At 30.7% G+C, this 18,994-nt stretch carries 17 protein-coding genes; 2 read left to right on the top strand and 15 right to left on the bottom strand.

Annotated elements, in window-relative coordinates:
* Window positions 1–10: 10 nt before the first annotated feature.
* The 12 genes from BMY82_RS00245 to yfmF form a co-directional block, all read right to left on the bottom strand.
* Complete coding sequence (locus BMY82_RS00245) at window positions 11–1,339, bottom strand: ATP-binding protein (RefSeq protein WP_091972935.1); 1,329 nt, start codon at window positions 1,337–1,339, stop codon at window positions 11–13.
* A gap of 36 nt (window positions 1,340–1,375) precedes the next feature.
* Window positions 1,376–2,053, bottom strand: coding sequence for a response regulator transcription factor (locus tag BMY82_RS00240; RefSeq protein ID WP_091972932.1), 678 nt, complete (start codon window positions 2,051–2,053; stop codon window positions 1,376–1,378).
* A 27-nt stretch (window positions 2,054–2,080) separates the two neighbouring features.
* Complete coding sequence (gene nrdR, locus BMY82_RS00235; protein ID WP_091972929.1) at window positions 2,081–2,551, bottom strand: transcriptional regulator NrdR; 471 nt, start codon at window positions 2,549–2,551, stop codon at window positions 2,081–2,083.
* 191 nt (window positions 2,552–2,742) lie between these two features.
* The gene (ftsZ, locus tag BMY82_RS00230; RefSeq protein WP_091972926.1) at window positions 2,743–3,903 is read right to left on the bottom strand and encodes a cell division protein FtsZ; all 1,161 of its coding nucleotides are present in this window, start codon (window positions 3,901–3,903) and stop codon (window positions 2,743–2,745) included.
* Between the two features lie 205 nt (window positions 3,904–4,108).
* Window positions 4,109–5,209, bottom strand: coding sequence for an undecaprenyldiphospho-muramoylpentapeptide beta-N-acetylglucosaminyltransferase (gene murG / locus BMY82_RS00225; protein WP_091972906.1), 1,101 nt, complete (start codon window positions 5,207–5,209; stop codon window positions 4,109–4,111).
* 24 nt (window positions 5,210–5,233) lie between these two features.
* Window positions 5,234–6,610, bottom strand: a complete 1,377-nt coding sequence (gene murD, locus BMY82_RS00220; protein ID WP_091972903.1) for a UDP-N-acetylmuramoyl-L-alanine--D-glutamate ligase — start codon at window positions 6,608–6,610, stop codon at window positions 5,234–5,236.
* A 28-nt stretch (window positions 6,611–6,638) separates the two neighbouring features.
* Window positions 6,639–7,604, bottom strand: coding sequence for a phospho-N-acetylmuramoyl-pentapeptide-transferase (mraY, locus tag BMY82_RS00215; RefSeq protein WP_091972900.1), 966 nt, complete (start codon window positions 7,602–7,604; stop codon window positions 6,639–6,641).
* Window positions 7,598–9,007, bottom strand: coding sequence for a UDP-N-acetylmuramoyl-tripeptide--D-alanyl-D-alanine ligase (locus tag BMY82_RS00210; RefSeq protein WP_091972897.1), 1,410 nt, complete (start codon window positions 9,005–9,007; stop codon window positions 7,598–7,600). Before BMY82_RS00210 ends, mraY begins: the two co-directional genes overlap by 7 nt.
* A 134-nt stretch (window positions 9,008–9,141) precedes the next feature.
* A complete protein-coding gene (rsmH, locus tag BMY82_RS00205; protein ID WP_091972894.1) occupies window positions 9,142–10,077 on the bottom strand; it encodes a 16S rRNA (cytosine(1402)-N(4))-methyltransferase RsmH in 936 nt (311 codons plus the stop codon).
* Window positions 10,067–10,804 carry a prolipoprotein diacylglyceryl transferase gene (gene lgt / locus BMY82_RS00200; protein WP_091972891.1) on the bottom strand — a complete coding sequence of 246 codons (738 nt, stop codon included), beginning with the start codon at window positions 10,802–10,804 and terminating at the stop codon, window positions 10,067–10,069. Before lgt ends, rsmH begins: the two co-directional genes overlap by 11 nt.
* Window positions 10,805–10,828: 24 nt before the next feature.
* Entirely contained in the window at window positions 10,829–12,133 is a 1,305-nt protein-coding gene (yfmH, locus tag BMY82_RS00195; protein ID WP_091972888.1) for an EF-P 5-aminopentanol modification-associated protein YfmH, read from the bottom strand.
* A gap of 27 nt (window positions 12,134–12,160) precedes the next feature.
* Window positions 12,161–13,420 carry an EF-P 5-aminopentanol modification-associated protein YfmF gene (yfmF, locus tag BMY82_RS00190; protein ID WP_091972885.1) on the bottom strand — a complete coding sequence of 420 codons (1,260 nt, stop codon included), beginning with the start codon at window positions 13,418–13,420 and terminating at the stop codon, window positions 12,161–12,163.
* 544 nt (window positions 13,421–13,964) lie between these two features.
* On the opposite strand from yfmF, the gene nagA reads away from it, so the two are divergent.
* The gene (gene nagA, locus BMY82_RS00185) at window positions 13,965–15,098 is read left to right on the top strand and encodes an N-acetylglucosamine-6-phosphate deacetylase (RefSeq protein ID WP_091972882.1); all 1,134 of its coding nucleotides are present in this window, start codon (window positions 13,965–13,967) and stop codon (window positions 15,096–15,098) included.
* 84 nt (window positions 15,099–15,182) lie between these two features.
* Here nagA and ychF read toward each other — a convergent pair whose 3' ends face one another.
* Both ychF and BMY82_RS00175 read right to left on the bottom strand, forming a co-directional pair.
* Window positions 15,183–16,280: a redox-regulated ATPase YchF gene (gene ychF, locus BMY82_RS00180; protein ID WP_091972879.1), complete on the bottom strand. Its 1,098-nt coding sequence runs from the start codon at window positions 16,278–16,280 to the stop codon at window positions 15,183–15,185.
* A 244-nt stretch (window positions 16,281–16,524) separates the two neighbouring features.
* Entirely contained in the window at window positions 16,525–16,944 is a 420-nt protein-coding gene (locus BMY82_RS00175) for a hypothetical protein (protein WP_091972875.1), read from the bottom strand.
* 368 nt (window positions 16,945–17,312) lie between these two features.
* Here BMY82_RS00175 and BMY82_RS00170 point away from each other — a divergent pair, with 368 nt between their 5' ends.
* Entirely contained in the window at window positions 17,313–17,873 is a 561-nt protein-coding gene (locus BMY82_RS00170; protein ID WP_091972872.1) for an HdeD family acid-resistance protein, read from the top strand.
* 75 nt (window positions 17,874–17,948) lie between these two features.
* On the opposite strand, the gene BMY82_RS00165 is transcribed toward BMY82_RS00170, so the two are convergent.
* Window positions 17,949–18,833, bottom strand: a complete 885-nt coding sequence (locus BMY82_RS00165; RefSeq protein ID WP_091972869.1) for a diacylglycerol/lipid kinase family protein — start codon at window positions 18,831–18,833, stop codon at window positions 17,949–17,951.
* Window positions 18,834–18,994 lie beyond the last annotated feature (161 nt).

The raw sequence follows: 18,994 nt of genomic DNA, 5'->3' as shown, positions 1-18,994 counted from the left end.
CAATTTACTATTATACCCTATTTTCGTGTAAATATGTAGTGTTAATATTTTTGGGAAGACTAATTCTGAATGAAGAACCCTCTCCAATTTTAGAGTCAAGCTCGATATTTCCTCCAAGAGAAATAAGTATATGCTTGACTATGGCAAGTCCCAAACCAGTTCCTTCAATATCTTTGTTCCTAGATTTGCTTACTCTGTAAAACCTTTCAAAAATTCTTTCTTTCTCTTCTTCATCTATACCTATACCATTATCTTCCACAGTGATATAATAATTTTTTTCATCTTCTTCATATATTACTTTTACAAATCCACCACTTTTATTATACTTTATACCATTAGTCATTAGATTTATAATAAGTTCCTTAAAGTACTGTTTTTGGGTATATAGGAGAATTTCGCCTTGGCTATTTTCCTCCATATTATATTGGCAAATTAAATCTACTCCATACTTTTTAGATTTCTTATCTAAAATTCCGAATATCCTTTCATTTACTTCTTTAACATCAACCCATTCAAACTCAAGTCCTTCATCACCTTCTATTGAAGAAAGAAGAAGTATATCGTTTATCAGTATTCTAAGTCTATATGATTCATTCTCTATAATTTCTAAAAATCTTTTTCTCATTTCAGGCTCTATTGTCTCATCATTTTCTTTCAAAGTTTCAACAAAGCCCTGTATAGAAGTAAGCGGTGTTTTAAGTTCATGACTTACATTTGCCGCAAAATCTCTTCTCATATTTTCTAATTTTATTCTTTCTGTTATATCTTCAATATTAACTACAGATGCAATAAGTATAGTTTTTCTACTGTCCATACTTATTGGATCTATTTTTATATTGTATATTTTGCCATTTTCTAGTTTAATTTCCTTACTAATATTAGTATCAGAGCTAATATTGTACCTTAAAAAATCTAATATCTTCTTATCTTTTATTACTTCATAAATAGACTTATGCTCTACTAGAAGATCAGCTGGACAATCAAGATATTCTTTTGCCTTGTCATTTATAAGAAATACTTTATTAGAAATATCAACAACAAGTATACCATTAGATACTGATTTTAATATGGAGTTTAATTGTATATTCTTTCCCTCTACTTGATTAAAGTATTTTTCAAGAATATCTACCATCTCATTATATTCACCTATAAAACCGTTAAATTCAGTATAATACGAAGAACTTAATTTGGCATTAAACTCCATCTTTTTTACTTTTTTAAGTGAATTTATAACATCGTGCATAAATCTTTTTACATTTACAATGTCCTTGTATAAGAAAACAATAGCTATCCACGATAGTATTACAAGTAATGTTATTATATGATTTATTTTTTCCATTTTGCACTTCCAAACTCATTTTAATACTATTTCAGTTTAAACTAATTTATAACCTACACCTCTGATAGTTTCTATGCATTTACCTTCAGAACTATCCTTGTCTAATTTCTTTCTGAGATATCTTATATGGACATCTACTGTTCTTGTTTCACCGAAAAATTCATATCCCCATACTTTGTCTAATAATTCTTCCCTAGTAAGAACTTTCCCTCTATTTTGTATCAAAAGTCTCAATAGTTCAAATTCCTTCAAAGTAAGATCTATTTTTCTACCATTTTTGTATACTTCTCTTTTGTCTGTATACAAGGTGATATCTCCAGCAGAAATGCTAATACCTTCACTTGCCTTATATCTTCTTAGGACGGTTTTTATTCTCGCCATAAGCTCTTTTATACTAAATGGTTTGGTAATATAGTCATCTGCTCCATTATCCAAACCTTCTATCTTATCATCTTCCATATTCTTTGCCGTAAGCATAATCACTGGGAGTTTTGAGTTTTCTCTATCTTCCCTTATGCTTCTCAAAATATCTATTCCACTCATACCAGGAAGCATCCAGTCTAATAAAACTAGATCTGGCTTTTCTCTTTCTAAAACCTCCAAACAGTCTTTACCATCATCTGAGAAAATTACTTCGTATCCTGATATTTCAAGATTAAACTTTAAAAGTTCGAGGATATGTCTTTCATCATCCACTACAAGTATTTTAGCCATTATAAGCCCCCTTTACTTTAAAGGTTATTATTCTTCCTGTTCCTCTCCTTTTTCATTCAGTATGCTTTCCAATTCATTGATAAATGTATTTAAATCTTTAAATTGTCTATATACTGAAGCAAATCTTACATAGGCTACCTCGTCGACTTCCTTCAATCTATCCATAACCATTTCACCTATCTTGGTAGATTCTATTTCATCTACATACATTTTATTTATTTCTGCATCTATAGAGTCAACAAGCTCATCTATTTTAGATATCGGAACAGGTCTTTTTTCACATGATCTGATTAGTCCAAACTTTATTTTATCTCTATCAAAAGCCTCTCTTCTTCCATCTTTTTTGATAACCATTACAGGAATCATCTCAATTTTTTCATATGTTGTAAATCTTTTCTTACATTTTTCACATTCTCTCCTTCTTCTTATTGAAGCAGAGTCTATATGTCTTGAATCAAGAACTTTTGATTCTTTACATTCACAATAAGGACAAAGCATACTTCTCACCTCTTTCATCTTTTTACAATCTATTTATTACGGTGTCCTTGTAACAAATAAAAATAGAATTTTTAAAACAATAAATTTCTATTTTGAACTTCAATTTATAAGCATATTTTATAAGCTAAACTTTAAAAAATTATAAAATAGGCTCAACCATAAGCTGAGCCTTTTTGTTTATATTGATATTTTTACTTCTTTCTTCTTAAGAAAGTAGGGATAACCATATCGTCATCTCCTGCTGTTACAGTATCGTCAAAACTGTTAGAGAAAGTTTCTTCTACCTGTCTTGGCTTCTCAACTTTCTGTGGCTCTTTTACCCTTGGTATTTCATTGTACTTAGGAGTTACAGGCTGTGATGACTGTCTTCTCAATGGAGTGCTGAATATGTCATCAGAATCATCCTGTAGTCCAGTAGCAACTACTGTTATAACTATTTCGTCTCCAAAGTCATCTCTAGTAGCTGCACCAAAGATAATCATAGCATCTGGATCACATTTTTCCTTGATTATTTCAGTAGCTTCACTTACTTCTAATAATCCTAAATCATTTCCACCAGTTACGTTAATTAATACACCCTTAGCGCCATCTATTGTAGTTTCTAGTAATGGAGATTCTATAGCCTGCTTAGCTGCAGCTAAAGCTCTGTCTTCACCAGAAGCAGTACCCATACCCATATGTGCAAGCCCCTGATCCTTCATAACAGCTTCAACGTCGGCAAAGTCAAGGTTAATAAGAGCTGCCTCAGAAATTAAACCTGAAATAGCCTGTATACCTTGCTTTAATATATCATCAGCCTTTGATAAAGCTTCTGTTATTGTAGTTCTCTTTTCTATTATCTGAAGAATTTTGTCATTAGGTATTGTAATTAAAGTATCTACATTCTTTCTAAGTTCTATAATTCCTTCTTCAGCCTTCTTCATTCTTACTCTACCTTCAAAAGAGAAAGGTTTAGTAACAACAGCAACTGTAAGAGCTCCTGATTCCTTAGCAATCTGAGCTACTACTGGTGCAGCACCTGTACCAGTTCCACCGCCCATTCCTGCAGTTACGAATACCATGTCAGCACCTTCTATAGCATTTGCTATTTCATCTGCTGATTCTTCCGCTGCTTTTTTCCCTTTTTCAGGGTTGGCTCCAGCTCCTAATCCCTTAGTAAGCTTTTCACCTATCTGTAATATATGTTCCGCCTTAGATGCTTCTAAAGCCTGTTTGTCTGTGTTTACCGCTATGTACTCAACACCCTTAACGCCAGAACTTATCATAACGTTAATAGCATTGTTTCCACCACCACCAACACCAATAACTTTAATATTGGCAGAGCCTGTTTGCTCTTCTACAAAGTTCAACATTTATAAACCCCCATTCACACTATAGTCTATGTCTGATCAAAAAATATTATTTCCTATAAATTTATTATATCCGATTATTCAATAATGATAAATAACCCCCACCATCGAATAAACATCATTCTATCTATTCTATAATAGCCTATAAAAGGCTACTATTGCAATATATTTTTAAATATTTTTCATTATTTTATTATTTTATGTATTTTTAGAAGCATTCTTGCATAATTTTATCGTAAATTAAGTCTATTGCATCTCTTTTTCCAAATTCTTTGCTGCACTGAGACATTTTTCTTAACTTTTCTTCATCACATAATAAATCAAAAATTGTACTTTCCAGCTTCTGAGGAGAAAGTTCTTTTTCAGTTATACAAACGCCTCCACCTGCACTTTCAAGACTTTTTGCATTATATTCTTGATGATTCTCAGCAGTATATGCCTTTGGTACTATTATAGCAGGTATTCCTACTGCAGTCATTTCTGCCATAGAAATAGCTCCTGCGCTTCCTATAACTAAATCTGCTGCTGCAAGATTTTCAGCCATTGCATCGAGATACGGAACTACCCTTTGATACTCTTTAAAGTTCAAGTTTCCGTATTGCTTCACAAACTTTTCATAGTATGTTTTACCAGTCGATATTGTAAAAGCAAAATCCTTTTCTATCATTTCTGGAAGTGCTAATGCTAAAGCATCATTAATTTCTTCTGATCCTCCACTTCCACCAGCAACTAAAAGCATCTTCTTATCTTCAGGGATTGCTAGCTTTTCTCTTGAAGATTTTCTATCAGCCTTTAATATTTCATCTCTAACAGGGTTTCCTGTAAGATACAATTTTTTTGCTGCTGCTTCTGGAAATCTCTTATGAGAATCTTCAAAGCTCGTCATTACAAAATCAACATTCTTTGAAAGCATTTTATTTGTAATTCCTGGGAATGAATTTTGCTCATGGATACATGACTTAATTCCCATCTTGCTTGCTTGAAGAACTACCGAACCACTTACATAACCACCTGTACCTATTACAAGATCTGGCTCAAATTTCTTTATTATCTTCTTTGAAGATTTAAGAGATTTTAAAAACATCACTACTCTTTTTACATTTTCAAAATCAATTTTTCTTTTAAATCCTTTAACTTTTATAAACTCTATATTATATCCATATTTGGGAACTATTTCTGATTCTATACCTTCTCTAGTTCCAACGAAAAGTATTTCTGCATCAGGATTTTTTTCTTTTATCTTATTTGCTATTGCAATTGCGGGGTAAACATGTCCTCCTGTTCCTCCGCCTGATAATATAACTTTCATATCTTTTCCCTTCTAATTTCGATTTTAGTTATTTTTTAAGCTATGAACATTTTCTTTAAAATCATCGCCTCTTTCTTCATAGTTGTTATACATTCCCCAGCTTGCACATGCTGGTGAAAGAAGAACAACTTCATCTCTATTGGCAATTTCATGAGACTTCTTTACTGCTTCAGACATATTTTCTACTATGTAAGTATCTTCTATGCCGTGCTTTTTTGCAGTTTTTTCAATAAGCTCGCTTGTTTGACCAAGTATTACTACACTTCTTACAAACTTCTTTGCAATTTCAAATAATTCATTAAAATCGCTTCCCTTATCATATCCACCTGCAATCAGTATAATCGGTTTATCATATGACTGGACTGCTTTTATAGTAGAATCTGGATTCGTTCCCTTTGAATCATTTACATATACTACACCCTCTACAGTATCTACATACTCTAGTCTATGTTCAACAGCTTTAAATGTCATCAACACATTTTTAATTACTTCTATATCAACACCGTACTCTAAACATATTGCCATAGCTGCCATACAATTTTCAAGGTTATGCCCTCCTGGAAGACTTAGCTTTTTAGAGTTCATTACTAGCTTAGACTCTCCATTTAAATTAACTAAAATGTTATTTTCTTCATCTAGACAGACACCTTCTTCTAGTTTCTTCAATCTTGAAAAATATATTACTTTTGCATTACATGACAAGGCCATACCTCTTGTTATTTCATCATCATAATTTAAAACACAAACATCGTTTTTATCCTGTTTTGCAAAGACATTCATTTTCGCCTTAGCATAGTTTTCCATAGTATGATGTCTATTTAGATGATCTTCAGTTAGATTTAGTACTGAAGATACTCTAGGCTTAAATTCTGATACACTTTCAAGCTGAAAACTAGAAAGCTCAGTTACCATAACTGCGCCTTTTCCTGCCTCTTCAACTGCTTGTATAACAGGACTTCCAATATTTCCAACTACATATGTTTCAAACCCAGCACTTTTTATTATTTCTCCTACTATTGAAGTTGTTGTCGTCTTTCCATTTGTTCCTGTTATACCTATAAAATCAATCTTCTTTTCTCTTCCAACTCTATAGGCAAGTTCAATTTCGCTAATTACTTCTTTTCCTAAATTCTTTATTTCAACTATATAGTCCAATTCAAGAGGAACTCCTGGAGATACTACTGCGAAATCTATATCCTTTATATCTTCACTTTTAGGATTTCTTCCAAATATAAATTCTACATTTTCAAAATCCTTAAATTCATTTTTTACATTTTCAAGTTTTTCTTCTTCCTTTGAGTCGTTTACTATTACTTCGGCTCCATTTCTTAATAAATACTTAGCTGAAGCTATTCCTGATCTTGCCATACCTACAACTAAAACTTTGCTTTTACTAAACAAAATATGTCACCTCTATTCGAATTTTTACCTAAAACATTGCCACTACACCAATCCATGCTAAAACTACAGATACTATCCAGAAAATGAATACTACCTTTGTTTCAGGCCATCCACACTGTTCATAGTGATGATGAAGCGGTGCCATTTTAAATATTCTTTTTTTAGTTTTCTTGTAATAAAGTACCTGTATTATAACAGATAGCGCCTCTGCAAAATATATACCTCCTACTATAGGTATAATAAGAACAGAGTTTGTAAACAAAGCAAAAGCTGTTACAGCACCTCCTAGTGCCATAGAACCAGTGTCCCCCATAAATACCTTGGCAGGATTAACGTTAAACCACATAAAGCCTATACAAGCTCCTAAAGTGGCTGCTGCCATTTGAGATATACCCGCATTATTAGCTATTACAAATGCAAATAATACGAAGAATGTAGAAACTATAGCCGTTATACCACTAGCTAGACCATCTAATCCGTCTGTTAAGTTTACTGCATTAACTGTTCCCAATATTACTACAAGCATAACTGGAATATAGAAAATGCCTATATTTATTCCTGCTTGAGAAAATGGAACTACAAATTGAACTCCACTTCCTATTGTTTTGAACTTATACATTGAAATAATTAATGCTAAGGCTACTTGTAAAACTATTTTTTGGATTGCAGTAAGACCTAAAGATCTAGTCATCTTTATCTTTATAAAGTCATCTATAAATCCTACCATACCAAATCCGAACATACATAATAAAGCCATAAGTATTTCCGTACTTAGCTTAGCTCTTAATAATGTTGTTATAAGTATTGATATTATCATCATCACTCCACCCATTGTTGGAGTACCATTTTTCTTTAAATGTGACTGTGGTCCATCATCTCTTACCGTTTGACCAAACTTAAATTTATGTAGAAATGGAACTACTATAGGTCCCATTGCCATTACTAGTACAAATGCTATTATGGCTGTCAGTGTTAACTCTTTAAATCCTAGCATTTACAACCTCCTTCTAGATGACTAACTATATCTTCAAATTTCATACCCCTTGATGCCTTTACTAAAATAGTATCGCCATCTTTCACTATACCATCAAGTGAGTCTATTAACTCTTCCTTTGTATCAAAGTGATATACCTTGCTTAAATCAAAGCCTCTTTCCTTTGCTTCTATTCCAATAAACTTTGCTGCTTCTCCTGTAGTAATTATAACATCTACTTTATCTGTAGCTTGAAGACCTACTTTTCTGTGACCTTCTTCTGCAAATTCTCCCATCTCAAGACAATCGCCAAATATGGCAACTCTCCTTGTGTCGTAAAGCTTTAGAACTTTAAGAGACGCTATCATAGAATCTGGACTTGCATTATATACATCATTGATAATAGTGTATTTATCAGTTTTAATTATATCTTGTCTATCTTTTGTAGGAGTGAAATTCATAAGACCACTTCTTATATCATCAAAATTCATTCCCATTGCAATACCAACAAGTATAGCAGACATTGCATTATATATATTATGTTCTCCAACTGTCGGTATTTTAAATTTAATTTGATCTTCAATTCCTTCAATTTTAACGGTAAACACAGTAGATTCTTCTCCCAAAACCTCTGTCTTCACTAAAGAAATTGTATTATTTTTATTTTTTCCAAAAGAATATACAGTATATCCTTCCTTATCACCGTCTAAATAATCTTTATAAACTTGTGAAAGGAATTTGTCATCTCCGTTTACGATAAGGGTAGATCCTTCATCAAAGTAAGTTGTTATTTCCATCTTTGCTTTGAATATTCCTTCTTGTGAACCAAGAAGCTCAATGTGAGACATACCTATATTTGATATTACACCTATTTTAGGTCTTACTATATCTACAAGATATTCTATTTCTCCAAATCCGCACATACCCATCTCAATTACTGCACACTCATGCTCTCTATTTAAATTGAACAGTGTAAGCGGAACACCAAATTGATTATTTAAATTCTTTTCATTTTTTAGAGTTTTGAAATTGTTTGAAACAACAGAATAAATCATATCTCTTGTCGTTGTTTTTCCAACACTTCCCGTAACTCCTATTACTGGGATATCAAATGCACCTCTATAATACTTGGCTATTTTCCCAAGTCCTATCTCAGTATTTTCTACTTTGATCACTGAAGAGCCTTCCAACTCTTCTGTTAAAAAAGATTCGTCACTGATCAAAAATGCTCTGCAGCCTAAATCATATGCTGATTTTATATACTTATGTCCATTTTGGCTCTCACCCAATATAGCTACAAACATTGAACTTTCATCGGCTTCTCTGCTGTCTATAACTATTTTTTTGATCTCATAATTATTATCACCACAGATTAATTTGCCTTCTGTTGATTTCAATATTTCTTCAACTGTTAAGCTAATCATCTTTTCCTCCTAATTTTCGCTTTTAAATAACTTATTTTGCAAAAGTCACATATACATATATTATTAAATAATGCAATTTTTTTCAATATTTTTTTACTAAAAGCTGTTTTTTAACATATATTATATTACCAGTTTTACTTTTTTTCTGCCACCCTTAATTTTGCACTTCTAGACCTTGGATTAACTTCTATTTCCTCTGCGGTAGGAAGTATAGGCTTTCTAGTAATAATCTTCACTTCACTTTTTTTATCACATTGACAAAATGGCATCTCTGCTGGACAAATACAATCTAGACTAAGATATTTAAATTCCTTCTTTACAATTCTGTCTTCAAGTGAGTGGAAAGTAATTATACATATTCTACCAGCTGGATTCATTATAGATACTGCATCGTCTATCATCTTACTTATAACTCCAAGCTCATTGTTTACTTCTATTCTTATAGCTTGAAAAGTTCTTTTCGCTGGGTGGGGGCCATCTATTCTAGCTTTTTTAGGAATTGCTTTCTTTATTATCTCTACAAGTTCATAGGTAGTGTCTATAGATTTTTCCTCTCTTGCTTCAACTATAAACTTTGCAATCCTCTTTGCCCAATTTTCCTCTCCATATTCTTTTATAATTCTGTGAAGTTCTTCCTCTGAGTATTCATTGACAACATCCCAAGCAGAATACTTACATCTGTTATCCATTCTCATATCAAGAGCCGCATCATTCATATAGGAAAATCCTCTTGAGGCCTCATCTAGTTGATGAGATGAAACCCCAAGATCTGCTAAAACTCCATCTATTCCGTCTATTCCTAACTTTTCTATTTCTTCTTTTATATTTTCAAAATTACTATGTACTATTGTTACCTTATCACCAAATTCTGCAAGTCTTTCCTTAGCTACATTTATAGCATTTATATCTTGATCAAAGCAGATCAGTCTACCATTCCCTGAAAGTCTTTTGGCTATTTCTTTACTATGCCCTGCACCACCCATAGTACAGTCTACATAAATTCCGTCTTTTTTTATATTTAAATTATCTATGCACTCATTTAAAAGTACCGAAACATGCTTAAATTCCATTTTTACTCCTTTTTGATAAAATTATATGAAGGACTACTCCAACAACTACTCCAAGAAGACTTACAAACTGAGCCATTCTTATAGGACCTAACATAAGAGAATCTGTTCTCAAACCTTCTATAAAAAATCTTCCTAATGAATAAAGTGTTATATATTCAACTATTATACTACCTTCATATTTTTTCTTTTTTCTTCTTAAAAATATAAAAAGAAATATTAGTAAATCCCATATTGACTCATAAAGAAAAGTCGGATGTACTTTTTGACCGTCTATCATTATACCCCATGGAAGGTCTGTTGGTCCACCATGAGCTTCTTGATTTACAAAATTTCCCCATCTTCCTATTGATTGAGCAAGTGGGACTCCTAAAACAACGGTATCTGCAAGTTTGAAGAAATCTATCTTCTTGATTCTAGAAAATACAAATCCAGTTAATATTCCTGCTATTATTCCACCGTGTATAGCTAAGCCACCACCTCTTATATTCAAAATATCCATAAGATTGCCAGAATATTGATCCCAACTAAATATCACATAATAAATTCTAGCCCCCAATACTCCTAAAGGAATTAAAAACAAGGCTAAATCCATTATATCTTCTTCTTTTAAGCCAACTCTTTTACTTTCTTTCACTGCTATGCCAACTGCTAACATCATTCCTATGGCTATGAATATTCCATACCACATTACGTCTATCCCAAATAAGGAAAATGCTACTCTATCCAAACTATATCCTCCGTAAATTTCTTTCTATTTTATTTCGATTTCCTGTTCTCTAGGCTCTACTATTGAAAGGACGCTACTTTCCTCTTTGAAAAATTCATCAAGTCTTTCTGTAACATCTTCTATTTCAACTTCTTTAAGAACTTCTAGATATTCTAGGAAGTTTATCCCTCTAAACATATAATTTAAAAAATTATCCGCTATATATGTAATTGAATCAAAAGACTTTAAAAATTTTCCTATTTTCTTTTTCTTAGTTATATCAAATTCATATTCATCTATACCTGTTTTTCTAAGTTCTTCTATATATTTATCCACTCTTTTTTTGAGTTCTATAGGATCTCTAGATGCACCTGCAGCTATTGCATATGCACAATCCTTTTGACAAAGATATCCACCGGAAATTCCTCCAACTGCTAATTCCTCATTATAAAGTTGCTGATAAAGTTCACCACTTGCAGAGAAAATAATATCGAAAAGAATATCTGTAACTATTTCTCTTTTCAAGCTATCTCTAGCTTCCAAATCTTCAAACTTATCTTTATAGCCTATGTAAAAAATAGGCATAGATACTGTATATTTTTCAACAATTAACTTTTTATTTATTTCTTCAGGCTCTTCTTCTGTTATCCTTACTATATTTTCATCTGAATTAATCTCCAAATTATTGACTTCATTAATTGTATCCATAAGTATTTTAGCATCTAAATCACCTACAATAAACAACTTCATATTTGCAGGATTGTAAAAAGTATTATAGCATTTGTATAATTCTTCTGGTGTTATTTTATTTATACTTTCTACTGTTCCTGCTATATCAATATTTGTATGGTGTTTAGAATACATCGCCTTTAAACAATTCAAGTATACATTCCAACTCGGATCATCTTCATACATTTTTATTTCTTGGGCAATTATCCCTTTTTCTTTATTAACATTTTCATCTGTATAATAAGGTGTCTGAACATATTCAATTAAATGCTTCAAAGATGGATAGAATGACTCCGTAGCAGAGAACAAATATGCTGTCATTCCAAATCCAGTAAAGGCATTTGCATTTGCACCATTTTCTGCAAAACTTCCAAAAGCGTTACTTCCATCTGGTTGTTCAAACATTTTATGTTCTAAGAAATGAGCAATTCCCTCATTTACCCTAATACTTTCTGTTTCTCCAATCGGAATAAACTCCAAATCATTTGATCCAAAATCCACTCCCAATACTGCATATTTATTTGCAAAACCCTTCTTGGGTATAAAAAAAACTTCAAGTCCATTTTTTGCTTTTTCATAATAAAGTTCTTCATTTATAACATCATTATAAATCTTTTTCACAGACTTCCTCCTAACCTAGAATACTATTTATTTTATATAATAAACTGTATCTTCTACTATGTTTTTCATTGCTTCTACAATGTCTTCTCTACTTACTCCTGATATATAATCTGTAACCTCTTCAAACTTCAAATTCGTATCGCTTATAAATTGATTATAAGTAAAATCAGATTCTCCAGAAATGGAGTCATGAGAAGCTCTAAATGTATTTAATATACTCTTCTTAGCATTTTCAATATCCTTATCACTAAAATTGCCATTTTTTACGTCATCGAGTTCTTTTGTAACAAGTTTCAATGCCTTTTCATAAAGATCTAATTCTATACCTGAACTTACAAGCATTAAACCTTTTGACTTTTCCAAAGTTGAATGAGCATAATAACACATACTTTCCTTTTCTCTTACATTGTTAAATAGCTTTGAATGAGGTCCACCTCCAAATATACTATTTCCAACCATTAGACTATAATATTTCTTATAGTCTTTATAATCGACCATAGTTCTATAGCCCATCACTAGCTTACCTTGTTGCATACCCATTATTTCTGTAGTATAAGTAATATTTTCTGGAATTTTAAATATCTCTTCTCTTTTTATACTTTCTATATTTCCTCTGTTAAACTTAAATTTATTTTTGCATATTTCTAAAACTCTATCTTCATTAAAATCACCTTCTATACTTATATATATATTAGATGTAGAGATAAAGTCATAATATGTATCAGCAATATCCTTTGCTGTTATAGATTTCAAATCATCTACATAACCAGTCTGATCTATTGAATATGGTTCACCTTCACACATTTCTTCAATACATCTCAACAAGGCATATGATTTTTTATCGTTTATTCTAGCTTCTATTTCATCTTTTAGTGCATTTTTTTCTATTTCTATCATAGACGGATTAAACTCACCATCTACTATAAAGGGTCTATTTACGATTTCATTTATAAAATCAATAACATCTTCAAAAATAGGCTCATCTAAATAGTCATCAGATACACTTAAAAACTTGAAAAATGTAAGGGATTTTTCACCATGCTTACTCACTCCCATATTCATTGATAAACCATATAGTTCATCCATTTTTCTTGATATTTCTTTCATTGTTGGATACTTCTTGCTCCCTATTGACATCATATTACATAATAGAGATATTTTAGTAACCTCTTCTTTTTTTAAATTTCTAGCAAAATATATAGAAATTAAATTAGATTTAAACTTTGGATTTTTTATAAGAGCAAGTGTAACCCCTCTATCCAAGTCAAATACATTAATATCGGACATACTACCATTCTCCTTATTTTTAAATCTTATTAGACACATATTTCTAACAACTCTAACAACAAATAAATATTTTTCTTTTATATATGCGTCTCATTTAACCATTATATTATTATATCATAAATTTTAGCTTAGGTGAATTCACCCATACCTGATATTAATTAGATATACCTTTAATATTATTTCTTTTTCATTTATTAATTTTAATTCTTTAACATATATACATACTTTTCAAAACTTATATTTTTATAATATTTTTTATTAATATATTTCTAATTAATATCCTTGTAATAAAGTACGGTCTATTCATTTTTTGAAATTAATTTTTACTTTTTATTTTTTTCAAACTTTTTTTGAAGTTGCTTGAAACAGTCTATTTTCATGCTTAGTTAGGCTTAAATATTTCTTTTTATCTGAATTTCATTTTATATTCTTTTTATTTTTTATTATTTTCATACAAAATGAAAAATATATTCACTTTATGTTGTAATTTTTTTTTATGGGTTGTATAATGAAATCAAGAGATTTAAGGTTTGGAGGTAGAGGAATGTTTATAAAATCTAAATATATCGTACTAGAAGATAGAGTCCTTGAAAACGGTGCACTTGAAATAGATAATGGCAAAATAAAATCTATACTTGAAAGCTCAGATAAGCTTGAAGATTGTATTGATTACGGTGACTCCATTATTGGACCTGGATTTGTAGACACACATATCCATGGTTATTCAGGACACGACATAATGGACAAAGATGCAAAAGGTTTAGAAATTATCAGCGATGAAATTCTAAAAATCGGAGTTACATCTTTTTTACCAACTACGCTTACTGATACAACTGAAAATTTAAATGAAGCTGTAAAGGTTGTAGGTGACAATAAAGATAATTGCAAGGGTGCAAAAATAAGAGGTATTTTTCTTGAAGGTCCTTTCTTTTCACTAAAATACAAGGGTGCTCAAGATCCTAATTGCTTCTCAAACCCTGATATAGAAAAGCTAAAAAAATGGCAAGAACTTTCAGGTGGTCTTATTAAAAAAATTGCTATTGCTCCAGAATTAGAGGGCTCTGAGGAATTTATAAAAGAAGCAAGAAAAATAGGCGTTTATGTAGCAATAGGACACACTGATGCAAGTTATGATCAGGCTAAATCAGCAGTTGACGCTGGAGCAAATATTTTTGTACATACTTACAATGCTATGAGCCCTCTTCATCATAGAAATCCTGGAGTTGCTGGTGCTGCGCTTACACTTGACAATGTTTATGCTGAACTAATATGTGATGGACATCACGTTCACCCTGCTGCAGCTGATGTTGTTATGAAATGTAGAGGTTGCCAAAGTGTAGCTCTTATTACAGACTGTATGATGGCTGGCGGAATGAAAGACGGTGACTACAAGCTAGGTCATTTTGATGTTAAGGTTGCAGATGGAACAGCAAGACTTGAAAGCGGAAATCTTGCAGGATCTATTCTTAAACTTAAAGACGGACTTAAAAATGTAATTAATTGGGGAATTGCTTCACCTTTTGAAGCTATTCAAATGGCATCTCTTGTCCCAGCAAAATCTGTTGGAATTGATAATATCTGTGGAAAAATAGCAATAGGTAGAGAAGCTGATTTAGTAGTTTTAAATAAAAATTATGATTTAGAAGCAGTTTTTCTTGATGGAAAAAAAGTTAAATAATAATAAAAAAATTCTTGTCATATTAATTGACAAGAATTTTTCATTTTATAGGTTATAACCTAAATACTTTTCCTATATTAAATTTTATACATTAAACTTAAATAGTATTACATCTCCGTCTTTTACTACATAATCTTTTCCTTCAAGTCTAACAAGACCCTTTTCTTTTGCAGCAGACATCGTACCGTGTTCTATAAGATCTTCATAGGCAATTGTTTCAGCCTTTATGAATCCTCTTTCTATATCTGAATGTATCTTACCACCTGCCTGTGGAGCCTTCATTCCTCTTTTTATTGTCCACGCTCTGACTTCCTGTGGTCCAGCAGTAAGGAAGGAAATTAATCCTAGTAAGTGATATGAAGACTGTATAAGCTTGTCAAGACCAGACTGTGTTAAGCCTAGTGTTTCTAGAAATTCCATCTTTTCTTCTTCTGTTTCTAACTCTGCGATTTCAGCTTCTATCTGAGCAGATACTACAACTACATCAGAGTTTTCAGTAGCTGCAAATTCTCTAACAGCCTTTACCATCTTATTGTCAACGCCATCATTTACAAGATCATCTTCAGAAACATTGGCAACATATATAACTGGCTTTGAACTTAAAAGATCTAGAGTCTTTACAAATGCCCATTCATCTTCACTTAAATCCATAGTTCTTATACTTTTGCCTTCTTCAAGAGTTGCCTTTACTTTGTTTAAAATATCAAGCTCTGACTGAAGTTTTTTATCAGCCTTTAAAGCCTTAGTAGTTTTTGTTATTCTTCTATCTAATATTTCCTCATCTGAGAATATAAGTTCAAGATTTATAGTTTCAATATCTCTTAATGAATCTATAGATCCGTCAACATGTACTACATTTGTATCTTCAAAACATCTTACAACGTGTACTATTGCATCTACTTCTCTGATATTTGATAAGAACTTATTTCCTAGTCCTTCTCCCTTTGAAGCACCCTTTACAAGACCGGCAATATCAACAAACTCTATGGCAGTCTGTACTATTTTCTTTGAATCATAAAGTTCTTTAAGCTTATTTAATCTGCTATCTGGTACAGATACTACACCCACATTGGGATCTATTGTACAGAAAGGATAGTTGGCAGATTCTGCTCCAGCCTGTGTAATTGCATTAAATAGAGTACTCTTACCAACATTTGGCAATCCTACAATTCCTAATTTCATAATTTATTACCTCCAAAAATCTATTTCTTTCATATAATTACGCTTATTTTTATCTTTCACTTTATTAATAAAAAATACATAAACTATAATTCTCTTTTTTCAACACTATTTATTATATCTTAAAGACGTTATAAAATCAATCTTATAGCCCCTTTTTATTATATGCTCAATTTATATATAAAATCCAAATTTAAAAGGTTATCGCAAATACGATAACCTCTTAATGTAAGCATATTTCTATATTTTATATTTTAGTGCAATTAGATACTTTATACTTTAAATTAATAAATATTTTAGCAATCTCACATGCTAAAATTATAGCCATTGTAATTAAAAGATAATAATATGTAAATAAGTTCCTTACATTGAAACATTTTACTGCAGCTGCACATGAGACTAATATCAAAACACTAAAATAGATATCTTGTACACATTTATATCTTCTTCTTGACATTAAAATCATATTCACAGCTACCAATATAAAGAATACTATCAACATAATAAAGGAAATCTTTCCTGACAAATCATATGCTGAAATCATATTATTCCTATACAAGGCTTCTTTCATAACTAATACATTAGTATTTGCAAAATAATTTATTATAAAATACAAAATAACCCCTAAAAGCTCTATAATATACATCATTATTTTAAAAACTTTCATATCTTTAATCCTCTACTAAATACAAGATATATTTTCTATGAAAATAAAATATTTTTAAATACATAGCTATATATTCTAACCTATATAATAGCTTAAAATTCATAGACATTTCTTATATCTGTCTTATTACTATTTAATAACATCTATATTTATATTCTATCATACCATAAGTAAATTTTTATAATAAATGTTTTTTTCTATTTTTAAAAGTTTAATTATAGATTATATCTTTTAATATTTTTATTTTACCTACTTAAAATCTATACACATATTAAAGAATAGTCTTTTCATTTAATTATTCCTTATATATCTCTTTATTTTAAAGTATATATGTTATAATATTATTAATATATTAGGGAGGTATTTTTATGAACAAAAGAAACTTAATTGAACTAATTCTTGGTGTATTACTAATAGTCTGTTCTGTCTTTATATTTAATAGACCAGTTACAGCTTTTGTAATGCTCGGTTACCTTATCGGAATAATTGCTATTGTAAAGGGTATTCACTTTATATATCTTTACTTTAAAACTAGAAATATTATCTTATTTAAGGCAAATGCTTTTTTAGTTTTAGGAATACTTCTTTCATTAGTCGGTATAATATTTATAGTAAAGCCTATGTTTGCGAATAATGTATTTGCCTATATTCTTGCAATTTGGTTTATATATGACTCTGTAAACAACTTCCTTTCTATTTCAATTTTAAAGGATATAAATATAGGTCTTTACATAATAGGAATACTCGCAAATATTGTTTTACTTATAGGTGGAATATGTATAATAATAAATCCTTGGGTTGCTGCTATATCACTAGCATTTGTTCTAGGAGTTACATTCCTTGTTTCAGGAATTGAATACATTATCTTCGCAATCACAGGAAGAAATGACAAGAGAATAAGTAATATGTCATTTAGAAATCTTAATTAATTCTATATAAATAAAACCCTTTGAAAATATATAAGTTTACTTAGCTAAGTGCTTAAATTTTCATAGGGTCTTTTTTTATACAAGTATGCCTAAGGCATTTTCAATACACTCATATTCAATAAAATTACTGTTTTCCAAAATTTCTCCATCTAAATTAAAATCATAAGTTTTCTCGGATTCAACTTTTATTTTTTTAGCATTGTAGGTTTTTACATACTTTTTAAAAACTGTATGCTTTCCCAAAGCTATAGATGGAGAAAGCAGTATCAAAATAAATTTATTAACGTCAACAATGTTGACCATATGAAATACTCCATCTGATGAGTCTACCCAAGGCATTATTCTAATTCCACCGCCGTAGCTCTTACCTTTGCCAAAACAATATAAAACACTTTTAGCTTCTATTTCTCTATCATCTATATTTATCTTTAAATTTTGTTTCTTGAAAACTACAATGGAATAAATCAAAGAAAAAAGGTATCCTAAAGAACCACCAAATATTTTTTTTAACTTCTTAGCCTTCTTTACAGTTAAACAATCAAGTCCTATACTAGCTATATTTAACAAGTATCTACCAGAATTGCCTTTTCCAATATCTACCATTTTAATTTTGCCATTTATTATTGTGTCTATTGCCTTTTTAATGTCCTTTGGGCTGGCAAAGTTTCTATAATAGTCATTACCTGATCCAATTGGTAGTATTCCTAAAACAACTTTTGATTTTGCTTCCAAAATTCCTGTTGCAAGCTCATTAAGAGTTCCGTCTCCACCAGCAGATACTAAAACATCATAATCTTTTGCGTATTTATAAGATATTTCCCTTGCATGACCTGCATATTCCGTAGTAACAAGGTCTGCTCTACCTCCACTTTTTTCTATCTCTTTTACAAGCTTATCCACCCAGTTTTTTTTATTATTTTTTCCAGCAATTGGATTGTATACAACTAAGTATCTTTTCATTTCAACCTCTCAAAAATTTTATTTAAACCTATTATCTATTGTAGGCTACTTATCTTTTATTGTAAACTTTAAATTAGCCCTTAAAGACTTTTTCTACTAAGCAAATCAAAAAAATTACCACAGATTTCTCTGTGGCAATTTGAATTACTTCTATTTTTTAT

The organism is Peptostreptococcus russellii (assembly GCF_900110295.1).
Lineage (GTDB): Bacteria > Bacillota > Clostridia > Peptostreptococcales > Peptostreptococcaceae > Peptostreptococcus > Peptostreptococcus russellii_A.
The sequence above is the reverse complement of the archived record's forward strand: the minus strand, read 5'-3'. Positions and strand labels throughout refer to the sequence as shown.